24 protein-coding genes are annotated in these 24,229 nt (G+C 68.3%); 16 read left to right on the top strand and 8 right to left on the bottom strand.

What is annotated here, in order from left to right; all coding sequences use genetic code 11:
- Positions 1 to 60: 60 nt before the first annotated feature.
- From NN2_RS29490 to NN2_RS29455, 8 genes are all read left to right on the top strand, one after another.
- Positions 61 to 942 carry a sterol desaturase family protein gene (locus tag NN2_RS29490; protein ID WP_063017806.1) on the top strand — a complete coding sequence of 294 codons (882 nt, stop codon included), beginning with the start codon at positions 61 to 63 and terminating at the stop codon, positions 940 to 942.
- A 375-nt stretch (positions 943 to 1,317) separates the two neighbouring features.
- A complete protein-coding gene (locus NN2_RS29485; protein ID WP_030515292.1) occupies positions 1,318 to 1,863 on the top strand; it encodes an MSMEG_0572/Sll0783 family nitrogen starvation response protein in 546 nt (181 codons plus the stop codon).
- A gap of 9 nt (positions 1,864 to 1,872) precedes the next feature.
- Positions 1,873 to 2,931 carry an MSMEG_0568 family radical SAM protein gene (locus tag NN2_RS29480; protein ID WP_063017804.1) on the top strand — a complete coding sequence of 353 codons (1,059 nt, stop codon included), beginning with the start codon at positions 1,873 to 1,875 and terminating at the stop codon, positions 2,929 to 2,931.
- 1 nt (position 2,932) lies between these two features.
- Positions 2,933 to 4,387 carry an MSMEG_0567/sll0787 family protein gene (locus NN2_RS29475; RefSeq protein WP_063017802.1) on the top strand — a complete coding sequence of 485 codons (1,455 nt, stop codon included), beginning with the start codon at positions 2,933 to 2,935 and terminating at the stop codon, positions 4,385 to 4,387.
- Positions 4,384 to 5,307, top strand: coding sequence for a carbon-nitrogen hydrolase family protein (locus NN2_RS29470; RefSeq protein ID WP_063017800.1), 924 nt, complete (start codon positions 4,384 to 4,386; stop codon positions 5,305 to 5,307). The genes NN2_RS29475 and NN2_RS29470 overlap by 4 nt, the downstream gene beginning before the upstream one ends.
- A 45-nt stretch (positions 5,308 to 5,352) precedes the next feature.
- Entirely contained in the window at positions 5,353 to 6,615 is a 1,263-nt protein-coding gene (locus tag NN2_RS29465; protein ID WP_245658906.1) for an MSMEG_0569 family flavin-dependent oxidoreductase, read from the top strand.
- 11 nt (positions 6,616 to 6,626) lie between these two features.
- Positions 6,627 to 7,478 carry a carbon-nitrogen hydrolase family protein gene (locus NN2_RS29460; protein WP_063017797.1) on the top strand — a complete coding sequence of 284 codons (852 nt, stop codon included), beginning with the start codon at positions 6,627 to 6,629 and terminating at the stop codon, positions 7,476 to 7,478.
- A complete protein-coding gene (locus NN2_RS29455; protein WP_082857368.1) occupies positions 7,478 to 8,641 on the top strand; it encodes an MSMEG_0565 family glycosyltransferase in 1,164 nt (387 codons plus the stop codon). The genes NN2_RS29460 and NN2_RS29455 overlap by 1 nt, the downstream gene beginning before the upstream one ends.
- Before the next feature lie 27 nt (positions 8,642 to 8,668).
- Here NN2_RS29455 and NN2_RS29450 read toward each other — a convergent pair whose 3' ends face one another.
- Positions 8,669 to 9,247, bottom strand: a complete 579-nt coding sequence (locus NN2_RS29450) for a TetR/AcrR family transcriptional regulator (protein WP_063017795.1) — start codon at positions 9,245 to 9,247, stop codon at positions 8,669 to 8,671.
- A gap of 84 nt (positions 9,248 to 9,331) precedes the next feature.
- Here NN2_RS29450 and NN2_RS29445 point away from each other — a divergent pair, with 84 nt between their 5' ends.
- The 3 genes from NN2_RS29445 to NN2_RS29435 are packed head-to-tail and all read left to right on the top strand — an operon-like array spanning position 9,332 to position 12,941.
- Positions 9,332 to 10,213 (top strand): SDR family oxidoreductase, encoded by an 882-nt coding sequence (locus tag NN2_RS29445; RefSeq protein WP_063017793.1) that lies wholly within the window; start codon positions 9,332 to 9,334, stop codon positions 10,211 to 10,213.
- 53 nt (positions 10,214 to 10,266) lie between these two features.
- Positions 10,267 to 10,779, top strand: coding sequence for a gluconokinase (locus NN2_RS29440; RefSeq protein WP_063017836.1), 513 nt, complete (start codon positions 10,267 to 10,269; stop codon positions 10,777 to 10,779).
- Positions 10,780 to 10,826: 47 nt separating this feature from the next.
- Positions 10,827 to 12,941 (top strand): oxidoreductase, encoded by a 2,115-nt coding sequence (locus NN2_RS29435; protein ID WP_156511506.1) that lies wholly within the window; start codon positions 10,827 to 10,829, stop codon positions 12,939 to 12,941.
- Between the two features lies 1 nt (position 12,942).
- Here the strand turns inward: NN2_RS29435 and NN2_RS29430 are convergent, their stop codons facing one another.
- The 5 genes from NN2_RS29430 to NN2_RS29410 all read right to left on the bottom strand — a co-directional run bounded on the left by NN2_RS29430 (position 12,943) and on the right by NN2_RS29410 (position 17,637).
- Positions 12,943 to 13,422: an alpha/beta-hydrolase N-terminal domain-containing protein gene (locus NN2_RS29430; RefSeq protein WP_156511505.1), complete on the bottom strand. Its 480-nt coding sequence runs from the start codon at positions 13,420 to 13,422 to the stop codon at positions 12,943 to 12,945.
- 11 nt (positions 13,423 to 13,433) lie between these two features.
- Complete coding sequence (locus NN2_RS29425; protein WP_063017789.1) at positions 13,434 to 14,240, bottom strand: hypothetical protein; 807 nt, start codon at positions 14,238 to 14,240, stop codon at positions 13,434 to 13,436.
- A gap of 48 nt (positions 14,241 to 14,288) precedes the next feature.
- Positions 14,289 to 16,223 (bottom strand): UvrD-helicase domain-containing protein, encoded by a 1,935-nt coding sequence (locus tag NN2_RS29420; RefSeq protein WP_063910911.1) that lies wholly within the window; start codon positions 16,221 to 16,223, stop codon positions 14,289 to 14,291.
- A 143-nt stretch (positions 16,224 to 16,366) separates the two neighbouring features.
- Positions 16,367 to 17,164 carry an SDR family NAD(P)-dependent oxidoreductase gene (locus NN2_RS29415; protein ID WP_063017787.1) on the bottom strand — a complete coding sequence of 266 codons (798 nt, stop codon included), beginning with the start codon at positions 17,162 to 17,164 and terminating at the stop codon, positions 16,367 to 16,369.
- Complete coding sequence (locus NN2_RS29410; protein WP_063017785.1) at positions 17,161 to 17,637, bottom strand: nuclear transport factor 2 family protein; 477 nt, start codon at positions 17,635 to 17,637, stop codon at positions 17,161 to 17,163. The genes NN2_RS29415 and NN2_RS29410 overlap by 4 nt, the downstream gene beginning before the upstream one ends.
- A 288-nt stretch (positions 17,638 to 17,925) precedes the next feature.
- Between NN2_RS29410 and NN2_RS29405 the strand changes: the two genes are divergently transcribed.
- Both NN2_RS29405 and NN2_RS29400 read left to right on the top strand, forming a co-directional pair.
- On the top strand, positions 17,926 to 18,753 hold the full coding sequence (locus NN2_RS29405; RefSeq protein ID WP_063017783.1) for an SGNH/GDSL hydrolase family protein: 828 nt from the start codon (positions 17,926 to 17,928) through the stop codon (positions 18,751 to 18,753).
- Between the two features lie 106 nt (positions 18,754 to 18,859).
- Positions 18,860 to 19,990: a helix-turn-helix domain-containing protein gene (locus tag NN2_RS29400; RefSeq protein ID WP_063017781.1), complete on the top strand. Its 1,131-nt coding sequence runs from the start codon at positions 18,860 to 18,862 to the stop codon at positions 19,988 to 19,990.
- A gap of 4 nt (positions 19,991 to 19,994) precedes the next feature.
- On the opposite strand, the gene NN2_RS29395 is transcribed toward NN2_RS29400, so the two are convergent.
- Positions 19,995 to 20,849, bottom strand: a complete 855-nt coding sequence (locus NN2_RS29395) for a TIGR03621 family F420-dependent LLM class oxidoreductase (protein ID WP_063017780.1) — start codon at positions 20,847 to 20,849, stop codon at positions 19,995 to 19,997.
- A 19-nt stretch (positions 20,850 to 20,868) separates the two neighbouring features.
- On the bottom strand, positions 20,869 to 21,921 hold the full coding sequence (locus tag NN2_RS29390; protein WP_063017779.1) for a mechanosensitive ion channel family protein: 1,053 nt from the start codon (positions 21,919 to 21,921) through the stop codon (positions 20,869 to 20,871).
- A 348-nt stretch (positions 21,922 to 22,269) separates the two neighbouring features.
- Here NN2_RS29390 and NN2_RS29385 point away from each other — a divergent pair, with 348 nt between their 5' ends.
- From NN2_RS29385 to NN2_RS29375, 3 genes are all read left to right on the top strand, one after another.
- Positions 22,270 to 22,692: a DUF1707 SHOCT-like domain-containing protein gene (locus tag NN2_RS29385; RefSeq protein ID WP_051755959.1), complete on the top strand. Its 423-nt coding sequence runs from the start codon at positions 22,270 to 22,272 to the stop codon at positions 22,690 to 22,692.
- An 83-nt stretch (positions 22,693 to 22,775) separates the two neighbouring features.
- On the top strand, positions 22,776 to 23,693 hold the full coding sequence (locus tag NN2_RS29380; protein WP_218022071.1) for a helix-turn-helix domain-containing protein: 918 nt from the start codon (positions 22,776 to 22,778) through the stop codon (positions 23,691 to 23,693).
- Between the two features lie 2 nt (positions 23,694 to 23,695).
- Positions 23,696 to 24,229: a dihydrofolate reductase family protein gene (locus tag NN2_RS29375; RefSeq protein WP_063017830.1), complete on the top strand. Its 534-nt coding sequence runs from the start codon at positions 23,696 to 23,698 to the stop codon at positions 24,227 to 24,229.

Raw genomic sequence — 24,229 nt, 5'->3', positions numbered from 1 at the left:
TACGGTCACTTTCAATGAAGTGACCGTAGGGTCATATAATCGTTCCGGAGAGTGCCTGCGATGACCCTGTGGGAACAGATCAACCAGCCGGTGACCTACGCGGTTCCGTTCTTCGTGCTCGCGATGGTCCTGGAGATCGCCGCCCTGCGCGGTCACGCCGAGGACCGCGCCGGCTACGACGTGATCGACGCGCGGACCAGCCTGACCATGGGCTTCGTCTCACTCTTCGTCAGCGGTGCCGCGAAATTCGCCGCACTCATAGGCTATGCCGTGCTGTACGTGCACGCCCCCTGGCACGTCGACCCGCGCAACCCGCTGTCGTGGGTGGCAGTCATGCTCGCGGTGGATCTGCTCTGGTACGCCTATCACCGGCTCGCGCATCGAGTCCGGGTGGTCTGGGCGGCGCATCAGGTGCACCACAACAGCCGGTACTTCAACTACGCGACCGCACTGCGCCAGAAGTGGAATCCGTGGTTCGAACTGTTGGCCTGGGTTCCGCTGCCGCTCCTGGGTGTGCCGCCGTGGATGATCTTCACGGCCTGGTCGTTCAACCTCGTCTACCAGTTCTGGGTGCACACCGAGACCATCGGAAAACTCCCTCGCTCGTTCGAATTCGTCTTCAACACCCCCTCCCATCACCGCGTGCACCATGCCAGCGATCGGGAGTATCTGGACCGTAATTACGGTGGCATCCTGATTCTGTGGGACCGCATGTTCGGCACCTTCCGCGCGGAGACCTTCCGCCCCACCTACGGACTCACGAAGAACATCGACAGCTCGAACGTCCTCACGCTCCAGTACTACGAATTCGGCGCCTTGTGGCGGGATCTGCGCTCCACCAAGCGAATTCGCGAATGGGCCGGATATTTGTTCGGGCCGCCCGGATGGGAACCTGGCACCGCACGCACGGGCGAGATCGGCGATCGAATTCCCGAAGCCTGACCGCATCGGCATCGTATTCCGGGCGACAACCATCTGCCCGAGCCCGGCCGGCAGCCGCGTCGATGACGCTCCTGTTACAAATCGGCTCTTGCCACGGCAGCCGAATGTTAACGGCGGGAGAGAAATCCCAGCACGTTGATTACGCGGCAGGGCATCCGCCTTCCGAAATTCCACGTATTCGGATGCCGGGTGCGTCGAGACATGTTGCCGCACAACAGATTATCAGCGCTGAATCACGATCGTAGACGGTGAAGACCCGGCAACGTCGTATTACTCCGGATGTGACCATCACGAAACACCTGGGGCGTGAACTGAACCCATCGGTGAATCACCTCGATTCCTCACCGGTCCTCGTCACATCCCCAGGAGACAAGCATGTCCGCACCCACCGAAACCACCTCCGAGATCGACAAGGCGATCGAGGAGAACATCGCGAAATCGCTGTCCGAGATTCCGCATCCGGCGCTGCCGAAAGGCACCAATATCTATGGCGCCACCAAAATCTTTCCCGATTATCAGGCCGAGGCCGGGGAAACATACTTCACCCTGGTGCACGGGATCGCGCACGAGTCGTCGGTGAGTTTCGTGGCCGTCCTGCAGGCGACTCGGGCGCTGCGCAAGGGGTTCGAGTCGGCGATCTACTTCTATGGGCCGGGTGCGATCAACTGCATCGCCAACCGCGGATTCCCGACCACTGGGGACAGCGGTTTTCCGGGTGAGCAGAACATCAACGACGCGCTGTCGACCTTCATCAAGGAGGGCGGCAAGGTATTCGCCTGCCGCTTCGGCCTGGCTCTGCACGGGGCCCGCGAGGAGGACCTGATCGAGGGGGTCATTCCCGCGCATCCGCTGGATGTGCAGGATGCGCTGATCTACTACGCACGCAAGGGCGCGATCATCAACTCCACCTATCAGGTGTAGGCGGCCGGCATGACCGAGGTATCCACGCGAGTAGACCTGGCGCTACTCGGTATTCGCGTCGATGTGCCGGTGCAGCGCCGTTCCGGAGCCGGGCCCAGCGACGACGGTCATGTGTCGTTCGGGGGTGCCGGCGCTGCCATTCCCATCCGATCCGACAGCCCCTACACGCTGAGCGGGGATCGTCTGCTGCGCGACGGCACCGATCTCGGCGTCACCGTCGAGCCGGTGCGGCGGCCCAGGTTCTACGACCTGCGCACCGCCGAGGGCATCGGCTACGAGCAGATCGCGAGGCTGCACGGCACGGATGTGCTCGCGACGACGGTGGTCCAGACGTGCATTCGATACGGCGAGGACCAACGTTGCCGATTCTGCGCGATCGAGGCGTCGCTGGCGGCGGGCACGACCGTCGCGGTCAAGCGGCCCGAGCACCTTGCCGAGGTCGCGGCCGCCGCGGTCCGGCTCGACGGGGTGCGGCAGATGGTGATGACCACCGGCACCACCGCCGGAAAGGACCGTGGCGCACGACATCTCGCGCGCTGTGTGCGGGCGGTGAAGCGCACCGTGCCGCAGCTGCCGATTCAGGTGCAGTGTGAGCCACCCGGGGATCTGTCGGTCCTCGCGGAGCTGCGGGCGGCGGGAGCGGAATCCATCGGCATTCATGTCGAATCGCTCGACGATCGGGTCCGTGCGCGCTGGATGCCGGGCAAATCGACGGTGCCGCTCGCGGATTACCGGGCGGCGTGGACCGAGGCGGTGCGGGTGTTCGGGCGCAACCAGGTGTCGACCTATCTCCTGGTAGGGCTCGGCGAGGATCCCGACGAACTGGTCGGTGGGGCACGGGAATTGATCGCGATGGGTGTGTACCCCTTCATCGTTCCCTTCCGGCCGCTCGCCGGAACCCTCGCCGTCGACGTCGACAACGCGAGCGCACCCTCACCGGCGCTGCTCGAGGACGTAACGCGAAGGGTCGCAACCGAACTGCGGCGCGCTGGGATGCGCGGCGCCGATCAGGCGGCCGGGTGCGCGGCATGCGGCGCGTGCAGTGTGCTGCGCACCGCGGGAGGCTGAGATGACGACGATCGACACGCCGCGCTGGTGGCTCGAGGGATCTGTGGCATCCGGCAGGCCGTCTCCCGATTACTGTGTGCTGTCCGGGCATCCGAACCCGAAGGAACCGCCCGGCGGCTTCCTGATTCGCCCGGCGGATTCCCGGCAGCTGGCCGCCTATCGAACGCTGCGGCGCGAGAGCTTCGTGGTCGAACAGGGCCTGTTCCAGGGTAGCGATGCCGACGATATCGACGATCATCCGCGCACCGTCGTGCTGGTCGCACTGGCGTCGGACGGCACTGTGCTGGGTGGTGTGCGCCTGGCGCCCGCCACCGCCGAGGATCTCGGCTGGTGGGCCGGCAGCCGGCTGGTCGTGGACTGTGGCCGCCGCACGCGCGGGGTGGGCAATGCCCTCGTACGCGCGGCCTGCGCCTACGCGGAGAGCAACAACGTGCTGCGCTTCGAGGCGACGGTGCAGCACCGATACGCCGCGCTGTTTACCCACCTCGGCTGGATTCCGCTGGGAGACACCACGTTCGGCGGCGCACCGCACGTTCGCGTGCGCTGGCCCATCGACCGCATCGACCGGCTCACGCGCTCGACCAAGGCGATGCTGGGCCCGCTGCTGACCACTCTCGGGAATGATCCATCTGCCCTGGGCGGCAGACACTTTCGCGGCGATGACGGTGCGCCGGTGCCGGGCAGCGATCTCGTCGCCGCATGTGACGCCATCATCGCCTCGATGGTCGAACGCGATCCGGAATGGGCGGGCTGGTGCGCGGCCCTGGTGAATCTCAACGATCTGTCCGCGATGGGCGCCGAACCCGTGGGGTTGCTCGACGCGGTCGCGGCACCGACCCGTTCGCTGCTCACCCGCATCCTGCGCGGCCTGGCGCGGGCCGCCGACACTTGGGGTGTGCCCGTATTGGGCGGGCATACCCAGATCGGCCCGGCCGCACTGGCAGTGACCGCATTGGGTCGCACCGCCCGGCCCGTTCCCGGTGGCGGGGGCCGGGCAGGCCACGAACTTCGGCTCACCGCGGATCTCGGTGGCCGCTGGCGCGCCGGATATACGGGGCAGCAATGGGATTCGTCTTCCTACCGCACCGGAGACGAGCTGCGGGCGCTGGGCCGGTTCGTCGCCGACACCGCGCCGGCGGCCGCGAAGGATGTCAGCATGGCCGGGATCGCCGGTACGGCGGGCATGCTGGCCGAAGCATCGGGTGTCGGCGCGGTGCTCGACGTGGCCCGGATGCCGCGTCCGGCGAATACCGCGCCGGCCGAATGGATCACCTGCTTCCCCGGCTTCGCCATGCTCACCGCCGACCGCCCCGGATCCGCGACCGGCCCCACCGGACCCGCCACCTCCGCGGTATGCGGCGTCCTCACCTCCGAACCCGGCGTGCGTTTGCGCTGGCCGGACGGAACCACCACCACAGCGGTGCCCGGCACCGTGACCGGATTGGGTATCTCATGACCGAATTGACCATCTCCGTGGCCGCCGCCGAATTCGGCCGCGATATGGAGGCCTGCTACGACACCATCTCGGCACTGATCGGGCAGGCTCGTGCTCGCGGTAGCCGGCTGCTGGTCCTGCCCGAGGCATGTCTCGGCGGCTATCTGCCCAGTCTGGGCGGCGGCGCCGAGAACGACGAGGCCCGGCAACGCCGGTTGCGCAGCCTGCCGCCCGCCCTCGCCCTGGACGGGCCCGAGTTGGCGCGGATCGCCGCTATGGCGGGGGATCTCGTCGTCACCCTCGGCTTCTGCGAGGCCGACGGCGAGCTGCGCTACAACGCCGCGGTGACGCTGTCCGGCGACGGCATCCTCGGCTCCTACCGCAAAGTGCATCAGCCGCTGGGCGAAAACCTCTGTTACGCCGCCGGTTCGGAGTATCACGCCTTCGACACGCCGATCGGGCGGATGGGGATGCAGATCTGCTACGACAAGGCCTTCCCCGAGGCCGCGCGCGCCCTGGCGTTGGACGGCGCGGAGATCATCACCTCGCTCTCGGCGTGGCCGACCGCCCGCACCGCCACCGCCGAACGCCTCGAGGACGACCGCTGGACCCAGCGCTTCGACATCTTCGACCGCGCCCGCGCCGTCGAGAACCAGGTGGTGTGGATCGCTTCCAACCAGGCCGGCACCTTCGGCTCGCTGCGGTTCGTGTGCAGCGCCAAGATCGTCGGGCCGGGCGGCGACATACTCGCCACCACCGGCACCGCGCCGGGACTGGCGACCGCCACGGTCGATGTCGGCCGGGCACTCGGGCTGGCCCGCGGCGGCGGCATGTACAACCTGCGGGACCGGCGGCCGGAAGTCTACGACAGCGTGGTCGCGCGCCACGGGGTCGTCGGACAGCCGTCGCTGCCGGAGGAATTGGCGGCCGCACATGCCTGAGATGACCCCGCCGTCCGTACCCGCCGCGACTCCCGGAGGAAAACCGTGACTCCGCAACCCTTTTCGATCGAACACCACGAGGTGGTGGTGATCGGCGCCGGGCAGGCTGGGCTGTCCATCAGCTGGCATCTGACCGGGCGCGGGATCGATCATCTCGTGCTCGAACGCGACACCATCGCGCACGAATGGCGCGACAACCGCTGGGACAATTTCACGCTCGTCACTCCCAATTGGCAGTGCGTGCTGCCCGGATACGGTTACACCGGCCCGCAGCCGCACGGTTTCATGACCCGTGACGAGGTCTATGCCTGGGTGCGCGGTTACGCCGACACCTTCGATCCGCCGGTGCGCGAAGGGGTGGCCGTCACCGCGGTGACCGTGGCCGCGGGCGGCGGGTTCGATATCGAAACGACCGGTGGGCCGGTGCATTCCGATCAGGTCGTGGTCGCCGTCGGCGGATATCACATCCCGACCGTGCCGCGCTTCGCCGAACGGCTGCCCGGCTCGATTCGGCAGGTGCACTCCGCCGAATACCACAGTGCCGCAGACCTTCCCGAGGGAGCCGTTCTCGTCGTCGGCACCGGGCAGTCCGGCGCCCAGATCGCGGAGGACCTGCACCTGGCCGGTCGCGAAGTCCATCTGGCGGTGGGCAGCGCGCCTAGAGTGGCCCGCTTCTACCGTGGACGCGACTGTGTGGCATGGCTGCAGGATATGGGCCACTACGACATTCCCATCGAGGATCAGCCCGGCGGGCTGGGCAAGCGCGAGAACACCAACCACTACGTGACCGGCCGCGACGGCGGGCGCGATATCGACCTGCGCCGCTTCGCCCTCGAGGGCATGCGCCTCTATGGGCGGATGGCCGATATCTCGGGCGGCACAGCATGTTTCGCCCCGTCGCTGGAATCCTCGCTCGACGCCGCGGATGCCGTTGCCGAGAGCATCAAGGATTCCATCGACGACTACATCGATCGTGCGGGTATCGACGCGCCCACCGAACCGCGCTACCGGCCGGTGTGGCGTCCCGAGCACGAAGTGACCGAAATCGACCTGACCGCAAGCGGAATCACGTCGGTGGTGTGGTCGGTCGGTTTCCGGACCGACTACCGGTGGCTGCGCGTCGGGGTATTCGACGGCGAGGGCCATCCCTGCCACAATCGCGGTGTCACCTCCGTCGAGGGCCTGTACTTCCTCGGCCTGCCCTGGCTGCACACGTGGGGATCGGGCCGGTTCGCCGCCGTCGCCCGCGATGCCGAATATCTCGCGGATCGGATCACTGTCACCGCCCGCGCGACCGCCGCCGCCTGAACCGGATTCTCATGGCCGTCACCCGGATCGCCGCCGTCGCCGCTCATTTCGGCACCGGCATCGCCCGCGCCCTCGACAAGATCACCGGCATCGTCGACCGGCTCGCCGCCGACGGCGTCGACCTGCTCGTGCTGCCCGACGCGACGCTCGGCGGCTATATCGGCGACCTCCGCAACCCGGATCCCGCCACCGGGCCGGAGGCCATCGATCCCGAGGGTCCGGAGATCCGCCTGCTGTGCCGGCTGGCCGGGGCCATGACCATCTGCGTCGGCTATGCCGAACACTGTGACGGCACGCGCTACAACGCGGCGGTCTGTCTGACCGGCGACGGCGTACTCGGCCGCCATCGCAAGGTCCACCAGCCCGCCGGTGAACACCTGGCCTATTCCGCCGGGGATCGCTTCTGCGCCTTCGACACCCCGGTCGGCCGCCTCGGCATGCTGATCGACTACGACAAGACGTTCCCCGAATCCGCGCGCACCCTGGCCCTCGACGGTGCGCGCACGATCGCGGCGCTGTCCGCGTGGCCGGCCAGTGTCACCGACCGCGCCTCCCGGATGCCCAACGACCGCCAATCGCGTCTGTTCGATCTCTACGACCAGGCTCGCGCGGCCGAGAATCAGGTCGTGCTCGCGTCCTCCAATCAGACCGGCATCACCGGATCGCTGCGGTTCCTCGGCCAGGCCAAGGTGGTGGGCCCGGGTGGCGACATCCTGGCCAAGACCTGGTCCAAGGGCGGCCTCGCGGTGGCCGATATCGACGTCGACGCGGAGGTGGAGCGGGCGCGCCGGGTGCTGCGGCATCTCGCGGAACGCCGCGTCGACGCCTACCACAATCTGATGACCGGTAAAGGCGGTTACTGATGCGCATCGCACTGCTCACCTACTCGACCAAGCCGCGAGGCGGGGTGGTCCACACACTGAATCTCGCCGAGGCGCTCGCGCGTCTCGGTGCGGAGGTCACGGTGTGGACGTTGGGCCGGGGCGGCGACGCGGGATTCTTCCGCCCGGTGGATCCAACTGTGACGGTACGTGTGGTGCCCTTCGAAGCCATCGACGGCGAAGCGGTCGGGACGCGAATTCTGCGTTCCATCAGTGTTTTACGCGCCGCGTTCACTCCCGTGGACTACGACATCGTCCATGCCCAGGACTGCATCAGCGCCAACGCGGTCGGCCGATGCGTTCGCACCATCCATCACCTCGATACCTTCACCACACCCGAACTGGCCCGCTGCCACGACCGTGCCATCACCGACCCCTATGCGCATATCTGCGTCTCCGCCGCGGTCGCCGCGGAGGTTCACGCCGGCTGGAATCTGCGCCCCGTCGTGATCCCCAACGGCGTCGAGTACGACCGATTCGCCTCCGCCGCAAGCGATTCGGTCACCGCATCGACCGCCCGTCGCAGCTGGCAGCGATGCCTCGGTCCCTACATCCTGGCCCTGGGTGGCATCGAACCTCGCAAGGGCAGTATCGATCTGCTGGAGGCTTTCGCGCTGCTCCGCCGCGACCACGCCCAGCTGCGCCTCGCCTTCGCGGGCGGTGAAACCCTCTTCGACTACCGCGAGTACCGGGCTCGATTCGACGCGCGCGCAACCGAACTGGGCATCCGGCCCGTCATCCTCGGCACGGTCGCCCACGACGCGCTGCCCGCACTCGTCGCCGGAGCCGCGCTGGTTCCGTTCTTCTCCACCAAGGAGGGGTTCGGACTGGCGGCCATGGAGGCCTTGGCCGCAGGGGTTCCGGTGGTCGCTCGCGAGCTTCCGGTGCTTCGGGAGGTCTTCGGCGACGCGATCTCCTACGCCACCGATCCGACCGGAATGGCGGCGACGATGGCACAGAACCTGCCGCGCGACACGGCGCGCATCGACCGTGGCAGGGCACTCGCACACCGATATGATTGGGAGACAGCGGCTCTCGCGCACATGGAGTTCTACCGGGCCCATCTCCGAAGTCCGCGGGTTCGAGCGGATTCCGATGCCATCGTGCCCGAGCCGACCGCGGAACCCTTCGCCCGGCAGGGTTGATCGGACCGGGGTGTCGCTCGGGCGGACTCAGCCCAGCGCTGCGCTCGCCGCCCGCAATTCGTCCAACGCCGAGAGAACATGCCGCGCCAGTTCGTCCGAGGCGTCCCGCTCCCCGTCGGTCCATTCGGCGAACCCGCGTTTGAAGGCGAGAACTCCCAGCTCACTGGCGAGGGCCGCGGTCGGATCCGGTACACCGCGCGCGATGAGCGCCTCGGTCATCGCGGCGGCCAGCCCGACGCTCTTGAGGGCGTCGCGCTCCTGTAGTTCGGCGCTGGCGGCGACGGCCGCCTTCAGACGGGGTGCGAGCTCGCGGTTCATGGGACCCATTGCCGCCGAGGCGCGTTCGAGGCCGGCGGCGACCGCCTCGAGGGGTGTGGCACGTTCGGGCGCTTCGGCGATGCCCTCGGCCAGTAGCCGGCTCAGCGTCTCCTGGCCGGCCACGAGCAGTTCACGCTTGTCCGGGAAGTGCCGGAAGAAGGTGCTTTTCGTGACACCGGCGCGTTCGGCGATCTGCGCGACCGTCGTCGCGTCGTATCCCTGCTCGGTGAACAGGTCGACCGCGGCGACGACAAGGCGTTCTCGTGCGCCCGGTTCCCATCGACCCATGGGTTCATCATAAGTGATGGGACAAGAGTCCCGTCACCGTGGTAGCGTGACGGGACAAAGGTCCCATCACTGGAGGAGTTATCCATGCGCGTCTTCGTCACCGGCGGCACCGGACTGATCGGTTCCGCGGTGGTCGCCGAACTGCTCGGCAACGGCCACACCGTGCTCGCACTCGCCCGCTCCGACGCGTCCGCTGCCGCCGCCGAGGCCGCCGGCGCCGAAGCACTGCGCGGCGGCCTCGCCGACCTCGACGTCCTGCGGGCCGGTGCCGCTCAGGCCGACGGAGTGATCCACCTGGCGTTCGGCAACGACTTCAGCAGCGCCGATGCCCTCGCCGCCACCGTCGCCGAGGAAAGTGCGGCCCTGGCGACGATGGGCGAGGAACTCGTCGGCAGCGACCGCCCCTTCGTCACGGTCTCCGGGACGCCCAGCGTGGCGGGCCGGGCATCCACCGAGACCGATCCCGTATCGACCGACGGGCCCGTGGGTGGCCGCGGGCGGGCGGTCACGGCCGTTCTGGATTTAGCCGCGCGCGGGGTCCGGAGCACGGCCGTGCGGATGCCGCGCACGGTGCACAACCAGGGCACCGGCGGATTCGCCGGCCTGCTGACCAACATCGCCCGCCGGACCGGGGTCTCCGGCTACCCGGGCGACGGCACCCAGCGCTGGCCGGCCGTCCACGCACTCGACGCGGCACTCCTGTTCCGCCTCGCCCTGGAACGGGCGGAACCCGGTACCGCCTGGCACGCCGTCGCCGACGAGGGCGACCGAGTGCGAGACATCGCGGAGGTCATCGGGCGGCAGCTGAACCTGCCCGTCGAGTCCGTTCCCGCGGATACCTACGGCCCGCTCGGCCCGATCTTCGCGGCCGACCAGCCCTCGTCCAGCACGCACACCCGTGAGGTGCTCGGCTGGGAGCCGACGCACCCCGGCCTGCTGGAGGACCTGACGAATATCCGCCCGTGATCGGTTGCGGGCGTGGCGACGGTGTCGGTTACCGTGCCAGGGTGAACGCCCGCATGCGCCCGCTCGGTGTGGTCGTGATGGGGGTTTCCGGCACCGGGAAATCGACGGTCGGTCGTCTCCTGGCCGACCGGCTCGGTATTCCGTTCGCGGATGCGGACGATCTCCACTCGGCCGCCAATATCGCGAAGATGTCCGCCGGGATTCCGCTGACGGATGAGGATCGCGCGCCCTGGCTCGCCGCGGTCGGGGGGTGGTTGCGCGAGCGGATGGCCGAGCAGACCGGCGGTGTGATCGCGTGCTCGGCGCTGCGGCGGCGGTATCGCGATATCGTGCGGGCCGCCGCGACCGAGGTGATCTTCGTGCATTTGATCGCCGATCGCGACGAATTGGTGGCTCGAATGTCTCGCCGCCGGGGCCATTACATGCCTGTGTCCCTTGTCGATTCGCAATTGCGCACGCTCGAGCCGCTGGACGCCGACGAACGCGGAGCCGTGCTTCACACCGATCGGACTCCGGAGGTTCTCGCGGACGAGGCCGCCGCGCTGGTGCGGTCGATGTCTCGGTGATCGGGAGGTTTGCCCTGGCCCGCTGCCGGGAGTTCTAGCTTCGACCCGTGCCGCGCAACCAGACCTTTCCGCATCTGCTCGCTCCCGGAACCATCGGGCCGATGACCGTCCCCAACCGCGTCGTTCTGCCCGCGATGGATATGAACCTCTGCGAAGACGGGGAGATCGAGCAGGGCGATATCGGTCATTTCGTCGCTCGGGCGGCCGGTGGGACGGGGCTGATCATCACCGGGTGCTGTGCGGTCGCCTACCCGGTGGGCTGTGCGAGCACCAAGGAACCCGGGCTGTCCGAGGACCGGTTCATTCCTGGGCTCCGGGCGCTCGCGGACGCCGTCCACGCCGCGGGCAGCAAGTTGTGTGTGCAGATGACCCACCACGGCAAGATCGCCCGGATCGATACCGTGCAGGGGCGCCCGCTGCTGGTTCCGTCGGCGCCGAGCGGCTCCGCGGATCTGTCGGCGCTGGCCGACAACACTCCGGAAGAACTGCAGAAGCTGGCCGCCGTCACGGGCGGTAAGCAGGCCACCTATCGCGAGGCCACGCAGGACGATATCGATTGGGTGGTGCGTTGTTTCGCGGAGGCCGCGCGACGGGTGCGGGCGGCCGGCGGTGACGCGGTCGAAATTCATTGCGCACACGGGTACATACTCGGCGGCTTCCTGAGCCGGGCGGACAACAAGCGGACCGATGAATACGGTGGCTCGCTGGCGAACCGGGCGCGCCTGGCGGTCGAGGTGATTCGCGCGGTCAAGGCCGAGGTCGGCGATTCGCTGGCGATTCTGGTGCGGATCGCGGGCCGTGAATTCGGTGAGGACGACGCGCTGACCACCGAGGAGGCGAAGCAGGCTTCGGCGCTGTTCGAGGCGGCCGGTGCCGACGCGATTCATGTCACGGGCTGGGGACGTAACCCGTTCTCCAATTTCACCGATGGGCCGCTACCGGACCACGTGGGCGCCTATACGGAACTGGCGGGCGAGGTGAAGAAGGCCGTCTCCATTCCGGTGATCGCGGTCGGCCGGGTGCTGCCGGAGATCGGCGACAAGGTCATCGCCGAGGGGAAGGCGGATTTCGCGGCGATGGGGCGGCAATTGCTCGCCGATCCGGACCTGGTGAACAAGCTGCGCGCCGGGACACCGCAGAACGTCCGGCCGTGCATCAATTGCTATGTGTGCGTGCAGGAGAACTTCTGGGACGACACCCCGTTGTGTGCGGTGAACCCCGCACTCGGCAACGAGAAACTCCTTCCGCTGGTTCGCAGCACGACCGCGAAACATGTCGTCGTGGTCGGAGCCGGTCCCGGCGGGCTCGAGACCGCCCGCCTCGCCGCCGAACGCGGCCACCGAGTCACGGTGCTGGACAAGGCCGATCGCCTCGGCGGCACCCTCTGGTTCTCCAGCCTCACCACGCCCGACAACGAACGGCTGCTGAACTGGCTGAAGGTTCAGGTCCAGCGACTCGGCATCGACATCCGTCTGAAGACCGAGGCGACCGTGCCGTCGATCACGGCGCTGAATCCCGACGTGGTCGTGGTGGCCACCGGGGCGGTGCGGGATCGCCCGGCAGTTCCCGGCAGCGATCTGCCGCACGTGCACACCGGTGACACGTTGCGCGCCTTGATGACCGGTGTGGGCGATGTTTCGCGGGTGCCACCGTTGCTGCGTACCGTCGCGAAGCTGGGCAAGATTTCCGGGGTGACGAAGAGTCCCGCCGCGATCCGGTCGGTGACGCGCCACTTCCTGCCGATGGGCAAGAATGTGGTGGTGATCGGGGGTTCGCTTGTCGGACTGGAACTTTCGGAGTTCCTGGCCGAACGCGGGCGCGCCGTGACGCTCCTCGAGGAAGGCCGACAGCTCGGTGTGCCGATGGCGATGCCGCGGCGGTGGACGGCCGTTCGGCATGCGGGCGAGGCGGGCGTCACCATTCACCGGCACGCGACCGTACTGCGAATCACCGAGCAGCACGTCGAGTTTCGCGTCGGCGAGCAGATATCGACCGCGCCGGCGGACATGGTCGTGGTGGCCTCCGGGGTCTCGGCGCAAGCACCCCTGGCCGATGCGCTGGCCGGGGTGGTTCCCGAAGTGCATGTCGTGGGTGATGCCGGTTCCGTCGATTACATCGAGGGCGCGATCCACTCGGCATGGAAGGTCGCGGCCGCGCTGTAATTCAGACGCGCAGGAGTTTCCTCATCCCCCACCGCATTCCGCGTCCCAGCACCACCAGGAAGACTGCGACCACAGCCGAACCGAAGGCACAGCGCAGCCAGTACGCGGCGCCGACCGGGGCCTCCCCCATGGCCGCGTGCAGGCCGTTCTGCCACGCGGCGGCGCGCACGACGACCGCTGTCACCACGAAGCCGCAGATCAGCAGGATCGGTACGCGGTGGCGGCCGAAGCGTTCGTCGATGTCGATTCGCCAACGGCTCAGCGTCCAGCGCAGCAGGCCGGACACTCCGATGGCGAGCGCCACCGGCACGCCGGTCAGGATGGCCTGGGATACGGAGGTACGTGGCAGCACGGCCGGCAGCAGCGACATCACGACGGCGAAGGTGACGGCGACGACCGTATCGATGCGCGGACGCACGTGGAGAGACCGGTGCCGGCGGGGCTTCGTCGTCGCGTTCGCGCGCGGGGTTGTGCTCTGCATCGTCACGGCGGTTACCCGGCGGCACCGGCTTCCGCGACGGCAGCGGTGGCCGGGAGCCGAGCCGGCCGCAGGCGCCGCCACGCCACGATGCCGACGATCGCCGCCGAAACCGCTCCCACTGCGGCGGGACCACCGACATGGAGCAGCTGATCGCTGAGCCGTTCGCCCGACAGCTGCGTGCCGAACAGGAACTCCGGATCCGGCGTCGCGTAATTCTGCCGCCGGGAATTCAGGTCGACCCCCGTGGTGGCGACCGTGGCCAGGACGTCGCAGCGGGCGCGGGCGGCGGCGTCGGTGCGCGTATCGCAGGCGGCGTGCATGCGGCGCTGCAGGGTGGCGTCGATGGCCTGGCGTGCCCACGGCTGCAGCGGTTGCTGCCGCTGTTCGGCGTAGCGCAGCATGTCGTAGCCCAGGTCGTGCGCCTTGCACGCCTCGGTGAACTCGGCGGGAAGCTGGATCGGCGACGAGCAGTCACCGTCGGGATCGACCAGGATCCCGTCCTCGACCACCGGCCGATAGCCTGCCTCGGCCGCGAAATCAGTGGGCAGGGCCACCGACCACGGGTGGTCGCCGACCAGATCGGCCACGGCGGCCCGAGCCGGCAGATTCTCCACGCCCGGCTTCGCCACCGCCGCCGAGGCGGGCATGGCGGGCGCGAAGGCCAGCGGAACCATGGCGGTCATCGCCGCCAGCAGCACCGAGACGACCACCTGGCGAACCTTGCCCAGGCGTCGTGGCCGGCGATCTCGGGCGGGTGCGGTGGACGTCGATTCCGGCAGGGCGCGCGGTTCGGCCGAACCCGGTGATGCGTCGGTCATGGATGCCGAAGGTAACCGATTCAGCTGAGAAAGACCGACTCGTGGGCCTCAATCCCGCATCAGCCCGATCCAGATGTGGTCCCGTGCGCGGGTCAGCGCCACCATGGTCTGTCGTGCCGCCAGCTCCGCCCGGTCGCGCTCGCTGCCGCGCAACCGGTCGACGGGCGTCGTCGGCGCGTCGGTGAGGTGGAACACCGCGGCGAAGTCCATCCCCTTGGCGCGATGGACGGTTCCCACCTTCACCGCATCGTGCTGGGTGCCGTCGTAGTGTTCGAGGGAGACGGACGGGATCTTCTTGCGGCGCAGTGCTGCTCGGATTCTCTCGGCCTGGCGGTTGGTGTCGGTGATCACGGCGATGTCGGAGTGTGGATATCCGGAAGCGGCCAGGGCGGCGACCACCGTCTCCTCGGCCCGCGACCGCGAGAAGGTCTCCGCGCGGGCCGTACCACCCGCCAACACGACCTCGCTGTCACGCAGGACGAATCCGGGGGCGCCGTCCAGGTCGTCGACCGTATTCGTCGCGTCGACCCGCTTGGCGTAGTCGTGCACGGCGGCGCGATTGCGGTAGTTGGTGCGCAGCACCGCGCCGCGGCCGACGATCGGGATGCCGGCATCGGAGAGGCGCCAGCCGCCGGGATAGACCTGTTGCTGACCGTCGCCGACCAGCAGCAGCGGTGAGGTCGAGGTGCCGCCGGCGATCTGGTGGACGAGTTTGAGTTCCATCAGGGTGAAGTCCTGAACCTCGTCGACCACCACCAGGTCGTAGGGCGCGTCCAGCGGCGCCGCGCGCAGTTCGTCGATCGCCAGATCGATCACATCGTTGAAATCCACCGTCGCGAGGTCCTGCAGCGCCGCCTGATACGGCAGGTAGAGGTGCGTCCAGACGAGCTCGCGTTGCGTCTTGTCCAGACGCAAGCGGTTTCGGCCCACCCGGTCGATTTTCAGGTACAGGTCGCGGTCGATGCCCTGGCCCTTGATGACCCGATGCAGTTCGTCCTTCCAATAGCTCGGATTCGGTTCTATGGGTTCGAGGTGGCGGCGGGCGTTGCGCCAGGCGTGATAGAAGGCGTTGTCGCCGCTACCCAGGCGGCAGCCGATATCGCGACTGCGGAGGAAATGAGTGGTCCAGGAGTGGAGCCCGGTGAATTCCACCCGCTCACCCGCGTGCGGGGCGAGGCGCCGGAATCCCGATTCGTGATAGGTCGGCAGCGTTCGCACGAAACTGGTGAAGAGCTGCCGCCCGGCGCCTTCCTTGGACAACCGCGCCATGCGGTGCAGGGCGACGACGGTCTTTCCGGTTCCGGCGGGACCGCTGAATCTCGCGGGCCCGTTGTAGTTGCGGTAGACGAGGTCGAGTTGGGCCGGATCGAGGAATGTCATCCATTCGCTGAACGGTCGCTTCAACGCCCGTGCTCGTTCTTCTTCCCGCAGCGTCGTCGCGTCGAAAAGCCCTTCGGCGGGCGCGGTTTCGGGCCCGGCGCCGCTGTCGGCGGACAGCAGCGCGAACCAGGTGTTGCGTTCGGCCACAGTCATCGCGATCTGCCGGGCACTGCGGCTGGACAGGCTCGCTTCGGCGAACAGCCGTGCGGCGATGGTCGTCGGGTCGACCGCGACGTAGCGGGCCTCGGCCGGCGTGTCGGCCGCCTCGTCCATCAGCAGCAATACCTCGATCATATGCGGCACGTACCGGGTGCGGCCGGCGGTGAGATTCGCGAACGTCTCCTCCGCACGCCAGCGGATCCGGCGTAGTTCCGCGGCGGCCGGCACCACGTCGGTGCGGACCAGAGCGAAGACACCGCCCGGGCCGACGGCGTAGGCGTCGAAGCGATCCGAACGGCTGTTCTCGCGTTCCACGAGCACATGCCAGCCGTTGCGCATCAGCGGCACCGACAGGAATCGCCGCCAGGCCGGCGTGAGGACGGTCAGTTCGCCGAGCTGTTGCGCCACGCGCTGACGCCGCCGCTCGAAATGAATATCGGGCATCTCGGACCCCCTTGCCGGCGTAGCCGGGCGGGTCCTTCGGTGGAGCCGCCACACCCCTGGCTACCAAAACCTCTGTCTATCAAGGTATTACATTGCACAAGGGAGCGCAGAGGATATGGTGCGGCGAATGTCGGCGGGAGCGGTCACACCGGCTGATCTCGTTCGGCGGCATCGAGATCCGGCGCCCACGCGACGCCGTTGATGTGACTGCCGCCGTCGACGAACAAGGTGTTCCCGGTGAGATAACGCGATCCGTCGGAGGCGAGGAAGACCACCACGGGCGCGATGTCGTCGTACGGATCTCCGATGCGTCCCATCGGGTTCGCCGCATCCGCCATCGCTTCCATCTCGGGATGTTCCCCCAGGACGCGCTGGAAGCTGCGACTCTTGGCGGCCGGGCAGACCGCGTTCACCGTGACGCCGGTGGGAGCCCATTCGCGGGCGGCGGTGCGGGTCAGGGCGCGCAATGCCTCTTTCGCGGCGTTGTATTCGAGCGAACCCATATGAGCGTTGACGCCGTTGAGGCTGCACATGTTGACGACTCGCCCCCACCCACGGCTCTGCATATACGGAAACGCGGCGCGCATCGCCCAGAACGGCCCGTAGTAGCCGAGGGCGATGCCGTGGGCGAGTTGTCCGTCGGACTTGTTCTCGACGCGGCCGATCGTTCCGCCGCCCCAGGCGTTGTTGACCAGGATGTCGATGGATCCGTAGTCGGAAATCGCTGCCCCTACCGCGTTTTCGACGTCGGCGCGTTCGCGGATGTCGGCCGCGACGAACCGGCCGCCGATCTCGTCGGCAACCGCGCGACCCGATATCTGGTCGAGGTCGGTGATCACCACCCGTGCGCCTTCGTCGGCGAAGCGGCGGGCGATTCCCGCTCCGATGCCGGCGGCGGCACCCGTCACCAGGGCGACCTTGCCGGCGAGTTGGCCGCTCATCGCGCCACCCCTTGGATTCCGGCGGTCAGCAGGTCGCGGGCCGCGGGATCGCCGTCGACCGTGCGGGTGGTGCGGGCGGTGATCTGCCAGCGGCCGTCGATCCGGCGCAGGGTGAAGTGGTTGGCGCCGGTGCGGGCCACGACATTGCGGCCGTTGTGCTGGACCACGAGGATCGATTCGCAGACCGCGACCGCGTCGTCACCGTCGACGGTGGCCACCGCCGGACCGTGGAAATGCAGGCAGCCACGCTCGATCAGGCCCTGATGAGCCTCGGAGGCGACCATGGCGGCGACATCGGCGCGACCGCGCATCTGCCAGTCCTCGACGTCGTAGGTGCCGTCGGCGGACCACAGGTCGGCGGCGGCGACGTTGCCCGCGTCGACCAGCGGGCCGTACGAGGCGATCAACCGCTCGATCGCGCGTTCGTCCTCGACGCGGGCGAGACGTCGGTGCAGTTCGGCCAATTCGGTCACGGCGAAATCCTTCCGATGGGCAGGCGGCCGGACATCGCCGCGACGTCGGCGGTCCGGTCCACTCGCATCGAGTAATAGCGCGGACTACGCAGAGGTGGTGGCACCGTTCCGCCCATCGGGACCGGATCCGGACCGGCCGATCGGTTCCGGTGGCACGGATCACTACGCTTCGGACGCCCTGATTCGACCGGACCGCACCGATGTAGCCTGTCCAGCCGGTGGCGATGGCGGCCCCGGGCCCGTCACGCCGCTTCCCGCATCACCCTCTTCACGTCTCGGAGGTCTGCCATGACGACGTTGTCCTCGCCGCGTCCGGACGGTCCGGCGGCATCGCCGAACCGCTACGAGCGCTTCGTCGCGTTGGGCGACAGCCAGACCGAGGGGCTGTGGGACGGTGACGACGGCAGCGGCTTGCGCGGCTGGGCCGATCGGCTGGCCGAGCGCCTGGTTCAGGACAATCCGGAGATCCGGTACGCGAATCTGGCGGTGCGTGGTCGCCGCCTCGCCGAGATCCGCGACGAACAACTCGACGCCGCTCTGGCGATGGAACCGGATCTGGTCGGCATCTGCGCGGGCATGAACGACGTCACGGCGCCCGGCACCGATCTCGTGGCCGCACTGGACCTGATGGAGGAGCTGTACGCGAAGCTGACCGCCTGCGGCGCAACGGTTGTGACGACGACCTTCCCGGACGTGCGCCGGATCGTGCCACTGGCCGCCCGCTACATCGGACCCCGCGTCGACCTGATCAACGATCGAATTCGCCTGTGCGCGAGCCGATACGGACTGCGCCTGGTGGATCTGTTCGGGGCTGCCTCGATGGTCGATCTGCGCATGTGGAGCCCGGACCGGCTGCACGGCTCCGAACTGGGCCACGAACGGTTCGCACTGGCCGCCGCGGAGGCGCTCGGCCTCGACGGCGCCGACCACAGCTGGGCCCATCCGCCGGACGGCTCCGAGCGGTTCCGCGCGGCCGGCGCGGGCGGCGAACTCGCCTGGGTCGCAGCGACATTGCGTCCGTGGGTCTGGCGGCGGCTGCGCGGCGTGTCGACCGGTGCGGGCCGACCGGCGAAACGCCCGGAATTGCTGCCGGTCACGCCCGGCGGAATGCTCTGAGAAGCCGGACAATTCGCCGCGGCCGAGTTTGTCCGCTTCGCCGGAAACCGAATTTTTCCTCGGGTCGGATCACCCGCAGCCCCCGTCGATGCGGTAAACAATTCGGGTGGACAGTGACGGTCGACAGGACCGACGCGGGCTGAAACTCCTCACCGACCGCAGCGCCGAGCCGGGCGGATTCGTCGCGTCGGCATTCGAGCCGATCCGGCTGACCCAGGCGCGTCGCTGGGCCGAACTGTCCGTCGCCGAACTCGCGGACGCGGCAGGTCTGTCCGCCGCGGTCGTCGAACAGTACGAGATCGGCGCCGTGCAGCCCGATCCGGACGTTCCGGCCGATCTGGCCCGGGTCTTGAAGGTCCCCGTCGAGTACTTCGCCACCGGGCGCCCGATGTGCCGGATCGACGCCGCAGACGTGCATTTCGACGATCCCGGTTCCGCGTCGGCGTCGGATCGCGCGAAGGCGGTGGTGTTCGCGGAGTACATCTGGGAGTTGGCGTACACGCTGGGCTGCCGGATGCGGTTTCCGGCGCTCGACCTGCCCGCCCTCGAGCAGGGACTATCACCCGCCGACGCCGCGCGCCTGCTTCGCGACCACTGGGGAATCGCTCCGGGTCCGCTGGCGCATCTCGGCGCGACCCTCGAGTCGCGCGGCATCGTGGTGGCTCTGGCGCCGGCGACGAGCGCGGCCATGGCCCGGGTCGGCACCTACGCCACGCACACCTGGGGCCGCTCGCTGATCGTGGTGGCCGCACGGCATACGCAATGCGTGTACGGCTACCGGTTCGCCTGTGCGCGCGCACTCGGTCATCTGCTGCTGCACCCCTGCCCCCTGCCCGGAGATCGAACTCAGGCGCTGGAGGCCGACCGGTTCGCCGCCGAACTGCTCGTTCCCGCCGAGGAGATGGACCGGCTGTGCCCGTCGCCGATTCACTTCCCCAGCCCGGCGGCGCTCGCGCGCCAGTGGGGTGTGCCGACCGAGGTAATCAGGCGGATCGTGCGGGACCGGACGCCTCGGATGCGCAGCATCGAAGCGACCCGGACCCTGCACCACGACCGCGAGCCGGTCGCCGAATATCCCGGCGAGGGCCCCGGCCTGCTCGCGGAGGCCGTGGTGCGCGCGCACAACGCGGGGTTCGGGCGTACCGAACTCACCGACGAATTGCGGTGGAACTCATGGCTTCTCGCGGAAGTCCTCGGCGAGGCGCAGATCGGCCCGCACCTGTCGGTCGTGCACTAGCGGCTCAGCCACGCACTTCCCGCATCACCTTCGCGAACCCCTCCATCGCCGGCTCCAGCACGGTGACATAGGAAAAGCCGTACCGTTCCCGGCGTTCGCGCATCTGATCGGCCATCTCGGCGGGCGTGCCGATCAGCAGGGTCGGCGCGTCCAGCACCTCGTCGACGCTCAAATGATCCATCTGCGCGGCGATCTCGGTGGCGGCGGCCTTGCGGTCGGTCGTTTCGACGACCTGCTGAACGAGGATGTTGAATTCCGGATCGCGGTCGTACTCGGTGACGAAACGCCGTGCCGCGGCGACGCGTTCGTCGACCGTCTCGGCACTGGACAGGCGCATCGAGCCGTCGGTGGCGCCGGGGACGGGTTCGCCGCCGGTGAAGGCGATGATGTCGGCGTGGCGGGCGGCCAGCCGCAGCATGCGGTTACCGCTGCCGCCCAGCAGGATGGTGGGCCGCGGTTCGGGCAGCAGCCGATGGAGTTCGGTCAGGGTCTTCTCGAGGTGGTCGACCCGGGTGCGGGGGGTGCCGAATTCGATCCCGGCTTCCTCGAACTCGTCTCGCACGTAACCGGTTCCGAGACCGAGTTCGAGCCGGCCGCCGGTGAGCTGGGCGGTGCTCACCACGTCGCGGGCCAGCAGGACCGGGTTCCAGAACGCGACGTTCAGGACGAAGGTGCCCACTCGCGGGCGTTCGGCGGCCTGCGCGGCGGCGAGCACCGACGGGAAGGGCGCCGGAAGTTCCAGGTGATCGGGGACCAGCAGCACGTCGTAGCCGAGGGATTCGGCCCGTCGGCATTTGGCGGCCCACTCGTCGGCGGTCCCGGGGCTGAGGAAATTGACTCCGAAGCGGAATTCGCGCACCCCACGACTCTATAGACGGCTACTCGGCCATCGCATGGTCGCGTTCGACCACGCTGGTCGGCACCTTCGGCAGCGCGCTCGGATGCTCGGTGCGCAGCCAGGCCAGCAGTTCCTCGCGCACCGCGCAGCGCAGCGTCCACACGTCGTCGGCGTTGCGGGCCGACATGGAGGCGCGCACCTGGATGCCGAAGGGGGTGCTGTCGGTGACCAGCAGATTCCAGTTGCGGCCGTCCCAATCGTCACGGGTGCGCAGATAGTCGCGCAGATGTTCGCGTAGTTCGGCGACCGGCGTGCTGGTGTCCAGATAGAGGAAGACGGTGCCGGTGATCTGCGGGCCGCCCTTGGACCAGTTCTCGTACGGTTTCGAATTGAAGTACGAGACCGGCATGGTGAGGCGGCGGTCGTCCCAGATGCGGACCGTGAGGAACGACAGCGTGATCTCCTCCACCGTGCCCCACTCCCCCTCGACCACGACGGTGTCGCCGATCTTCACCGAATCACCGAACGCGATCTGCAGGCCCGCCACGAGATTGCCCAGCGTCGACTGCGCGGCGACACCGGCGATCACGCCGATGATGCCTGCCGAGGCCAGCAGCGAGGTCCCGAGGGTCCGCAGATTCGGGAACAACAGCAGGATCGCGACCGCGGCGGTGGTGATCGACAGCACCGTGGTGATGATGCGCCGGACCAGGGTCAGCTGCGTATGCAGCCGCCGCACCTTGGCGATGTCGAGGGTGCGGTGCGCGTACTTGTCCAGCGTGTTCTCGGCGACCGCGTCGACGGCGCGCATCACCACCCAGGCGGCGGACAGGATCGCCACCGCGGCGAGGATGTTCAGCACGACGGCGTCGTGGCGCAGGTGGATCTCTGCCAGCGGATAGGTGAAATGCAGGGCGATCGTGGCGAGGAACACCTGCAACGGCAGGTGGACGCGACGCAGTAGACCGGGCAGTCGGTTAGCGGGATGCTTCTGCGCGGCGTGATTCAACAGGCGGTCGACCACCGCGCCGAGTGCGATGGTGGCCGCGAGCGTCGCGGCGAAGACCACCAGCGGTCGAAGTACCTCCTCCAAGGCTTCCAACTCCTTGCGATGGCTGTATCTCGGGCTTGCTGTCTCTCGGGTTTCCAGCCACGCTACCGAGCGAAACCGGAGGTCGCCGCCGCTCGTAGCTGTGCGAAATCCGACACTTTCGCGACCTGCGCCGACGCGGTGAATAGTGTTTCACCGCAAGGCTTCCGGGTATTTTCCTCGCTCCTCCGGGGATCACTCCAGGCTGACACGCACCGCATGCGCCGGGTGATACGCGCCGGGTCCGTCGCGGGGCGTAGCCGTGGATACGCCCGCGGGCGCAGGCACGATTCCCCGAACCGTCCTACGCTGGGTGCATCGTGATTTCGTTCTCCCGGTGAGGCGGTTGCCATGACCGATTTCGACCCCGCGGTGTTCGGGTCGCCGAGCGTCCGCGTCGGCACGGCCGAACGTGAACAGGCCGCGGCCGCGCTCGGCGACCATTTCGCGGCCGGGCGCCTCGAGCTCGACGAATACGACGAGCGCGTGAGCCGCGCCTATGCCGCGAAAACGGCCGCCGACCTGATCGTCCTGTTCGCCGACCTGCCGCGTCCGCAACCAGCCCCGCCGGCCCGTCCGCAGCGCGAGCAGCGGCGGCCACGACCGATGTTCCCGGTCCTGCTGCTGGCCGCCGTGGTGGTCGGGGTGGTGATCGTCGCCACCACACATATGATTCCGTTCTTCGTCTTCCCGGCGCTGTTCTTCCTGTTCATCCACCACCGCCGCGGATACGGCCCGCCCGGATACGGCCCCCGGCGGCACTACCGGGTGTGAACGCACGGCACGGAGCCGGTTCGCGCGGACATGCGCAAGATCGGTCAAGCGCGAGATAACCCCCGCCGACCACACTGAACGGTGTGACGACCGGACGTGACCGATTACGGGAACTGCTCGATTCCGTTCTCGACGAGAACAACACCACGCTCAGCGCGATGGCGCAGGGAGCCTTCGTCTCGCCCTATCACTTCTCCCGGCAATTCTCGCGCGGCACCGGCGAGTCGCCGGTGGCGATGCGGCGGCGGGTGCTGCTGGAACGCGCCGCCTGGCAGTTGAGTGGTGGGGCGGCGGTGACGGACGTGGCCTTCGCCGCCGGATACGACTCGGTCGAGGGGTTCAGCCGGGCCTACAGCCGCGCCTACGGACATCCGCCCAGCGCTACGCCGACCGCATCCCGCACCCGTTGGCTTCCCGCGGTGAACGGGATCCATTTCCACCCGCCGATGTCGCTGTGGGTGGAGGGCGAACCGAAAGGCAGACACGATATGGATCCGACGTCGCTGCTGCTGCACCACGACGTGGAGGACACGCGCGAACTCCTCGACAGGGCGAAGAGCCTGGACGACGATCGGTACCGGCGGCAGCGTTCGACGGCGGCGGTGCTGTCGTGGGACGGACCGGACGCATCCATCGCGACCGTCCTCGCGACCCTGGTGTGGACCAAACAGGTATGGCTGGCCTCGATCGAAGGCACCGATCAACCCGACCGCGGCTGCGACGACCTCCCCGAGCTGACGCGGCGATTCGAGCAGGTGGTGCCGCGATGGCTGGATACCGTCCGCGACATCGACCGCCGCGGCGGCTGGGACGACACCCTGATCGACGCCCTGTGCGAGCCGCCGGAGAGTTTCGTCCTCGGCTCCGTGATCGCCCACGTTCTCACCTATTCGGCCTACCGGCGACTGCTGGTACGCCAATGGATCGACAGCGAATTTCCTGATCAGACAACAGAACACGACAACGGCGACCCGATCATGTGGTTGCGCAAGAGAGGATGACCATGCCCCGCACCGTCTACTACACCGCCACCACCCTGGACGGATTCATCGCCACACCGGACCATCGGCTGGACTGGCTGGTGACCCGGCAGGTCGACAACAAGGGACCGATGGGTTATGACACGTTCATCGCCGATATCGGCGCCATCGCCATGGGCGCCAACACCTATCGGTGGATCCTCGACAACCATCCCGATATGGAATGGCCGTACGCGATGCCCGCGTGGGTCCTCACCCACCGCGACTTCGACCCGCGCACCGACGGGGCCGACGTGCGGTACACCCAGCAGCCGGTCACCGTCGTGCACAAGGAGATGACCGAGGCCGCGGCGGGCAAGAGCATCTGGATCGTCGGCGGCGGCGAGCTGGCGGGGCAGTTCGCCGACCACGGTTTGCTGGACGAGGTGTGTGTATCGATCGCGCCGATCACGCTCGGGGCGGGACAGCCGCTGCTGCCCCGCCGAGTCGAGCTGAAGCTCACCGAACTGGCCCAGAACGGCGAATTCGCCTGCGCCCGTTACACTCTCGTCCGCTAG

It is taken from the genome of Nocardia nova NBRC 15556 (assembly GCF_001613005.1).
GTDB lineage: Bacteria > Actinomycetota > Actinomycetes > Mycobacteriales > Mycobacteriaceae > Nocardia > Nocardia nova.
The sequence above is the reverse complement of the archived record's forward strand: the minus strand, read 5'-3'. Positions and strand labels throughout refer to the sequence as shown.

Excerpts from the sequence above, each read along its gene's own strand:
- NN2_RS29490 (WP_063017806.1), top strand. The coding sequence starts at position 61 with ATGACCCTGTGGGAACAGATCAACCAGCCGGTGACCTACGCGGTTCCG.
- NN2_RS29485 (WP_030515292.1), top strand. The coding sequence starts at position 1,318 with ATGTCCGCACCCACCGAAACCACCTCCGAGATCGACAAGGCGATCGAG.
- NN2_RS29480 (WP_063017804.1), top strand. The coding sequence starts at position 1,873 with ATGACCGAGGTATCCACGCGAGTAGACCTGGCGCTACTCGGTATTCGC.
- NN2_RS29475 (WP_063017802.1), top strand. The coding sequence starts at position 2,933 with ATGACGACGATCGACACGCCGCGCTGGTGGCTCGAGGGATCTGTGGCA.
- NN2_RS29470 (WP_063017800.1), top strand. The coding sequence starts at position 4,384 with ATGACCGAATTGACCATCTCCGTGGCCGCCGCCGAATTCGGCCGCGAT.
- NN2_RS29460 (WP_063017797.1), top strand. The coding sequence starts at position 6,627 with ATGGCCGTCACCCGGATCGCCGCCGTCGCCGCTCATTTCGGCACCGGC.
- NN2_RS29455 (WP_082857368.1), top strand. The coding sequence starts at position 7,478 with ATGCGCATCGCACTGCTCACCTACTCGACCAAGCCGCGAGGCGGGGTG.
- NN2_RS29450 (WP_063017795.1), bottom strand. The coding sequence starts at position 9,247 with ATGGGTCGATGGGAACCGGGCGCACGAGAACGCCTTGTCGTCGCCGCG.
- NN2_RS29445 (WP_063017793.1), top strand. The coding sequence starts at position 9,332 with ATGCGCGTCTTCGTCACCGGCGGCACCGGACTGATCGGTTCCGCGGTG.
- NN2_RS29440 (WP_063017836.1), top strand. The coding sequence starts at position 10,267 with ATGCGCCCGCTCGGTGTGGTCGTGATGGGGGTTTCCGGCACCGGGAAA.
- NN2_RS29430 (WP_156511505.1), bottom strand. The coding sequence starts at position 13,422 with ATGCAGAGCACAACCCCGCGCGCGAACGCGACGACGAAGCCCCGCCGG.
- NN2_RS29425 (WP_063017789.1), bottom strand. The coding sequence starts at position 14,240 with ATGACCGACGCATCACCGGGTTCGGCCGAACCGCGCGCCCTGCCGGAA.
- NN2_RS29420 (WP_063910911.1), bottom strand. The coding sequence starts at position 16,223 with ATGCCCGATATTCATTTCGAGCGGCGGCGTCAGCGCGTGGCGCAACAG.
- NN2_RS29415 (WP_063017787.1), bottom strand. The coding sequence starts at position 17,164 with ATGAGCGGCCAACTCGCCGGCAAGGTCGCCCTGGTGACGGGTGCCGCC.
- NN2_RS29405 (WP_063017783.1), top strand. The coding sequence starts at position 17,926 with ATGACGACGTTGTCCTCGCCGCGTCCGGACGGTCCGGCGGCATCGCCG.
- NN2_RS29385 (WP_051755959.1), top strand. The coding sequence starts at position 22,270 with ATGACCGATTTCGACCCCGCGGTGTTCGGGTCGCCGAGCGTCCGCGTC.
- NN2_RS29375 (WP_063017830.1), top strand. The coding sequence starts at position 23,696 with ATGCCCCGCACCGTCTACTACACCGCCACCACCCTGGACGGATTCATC.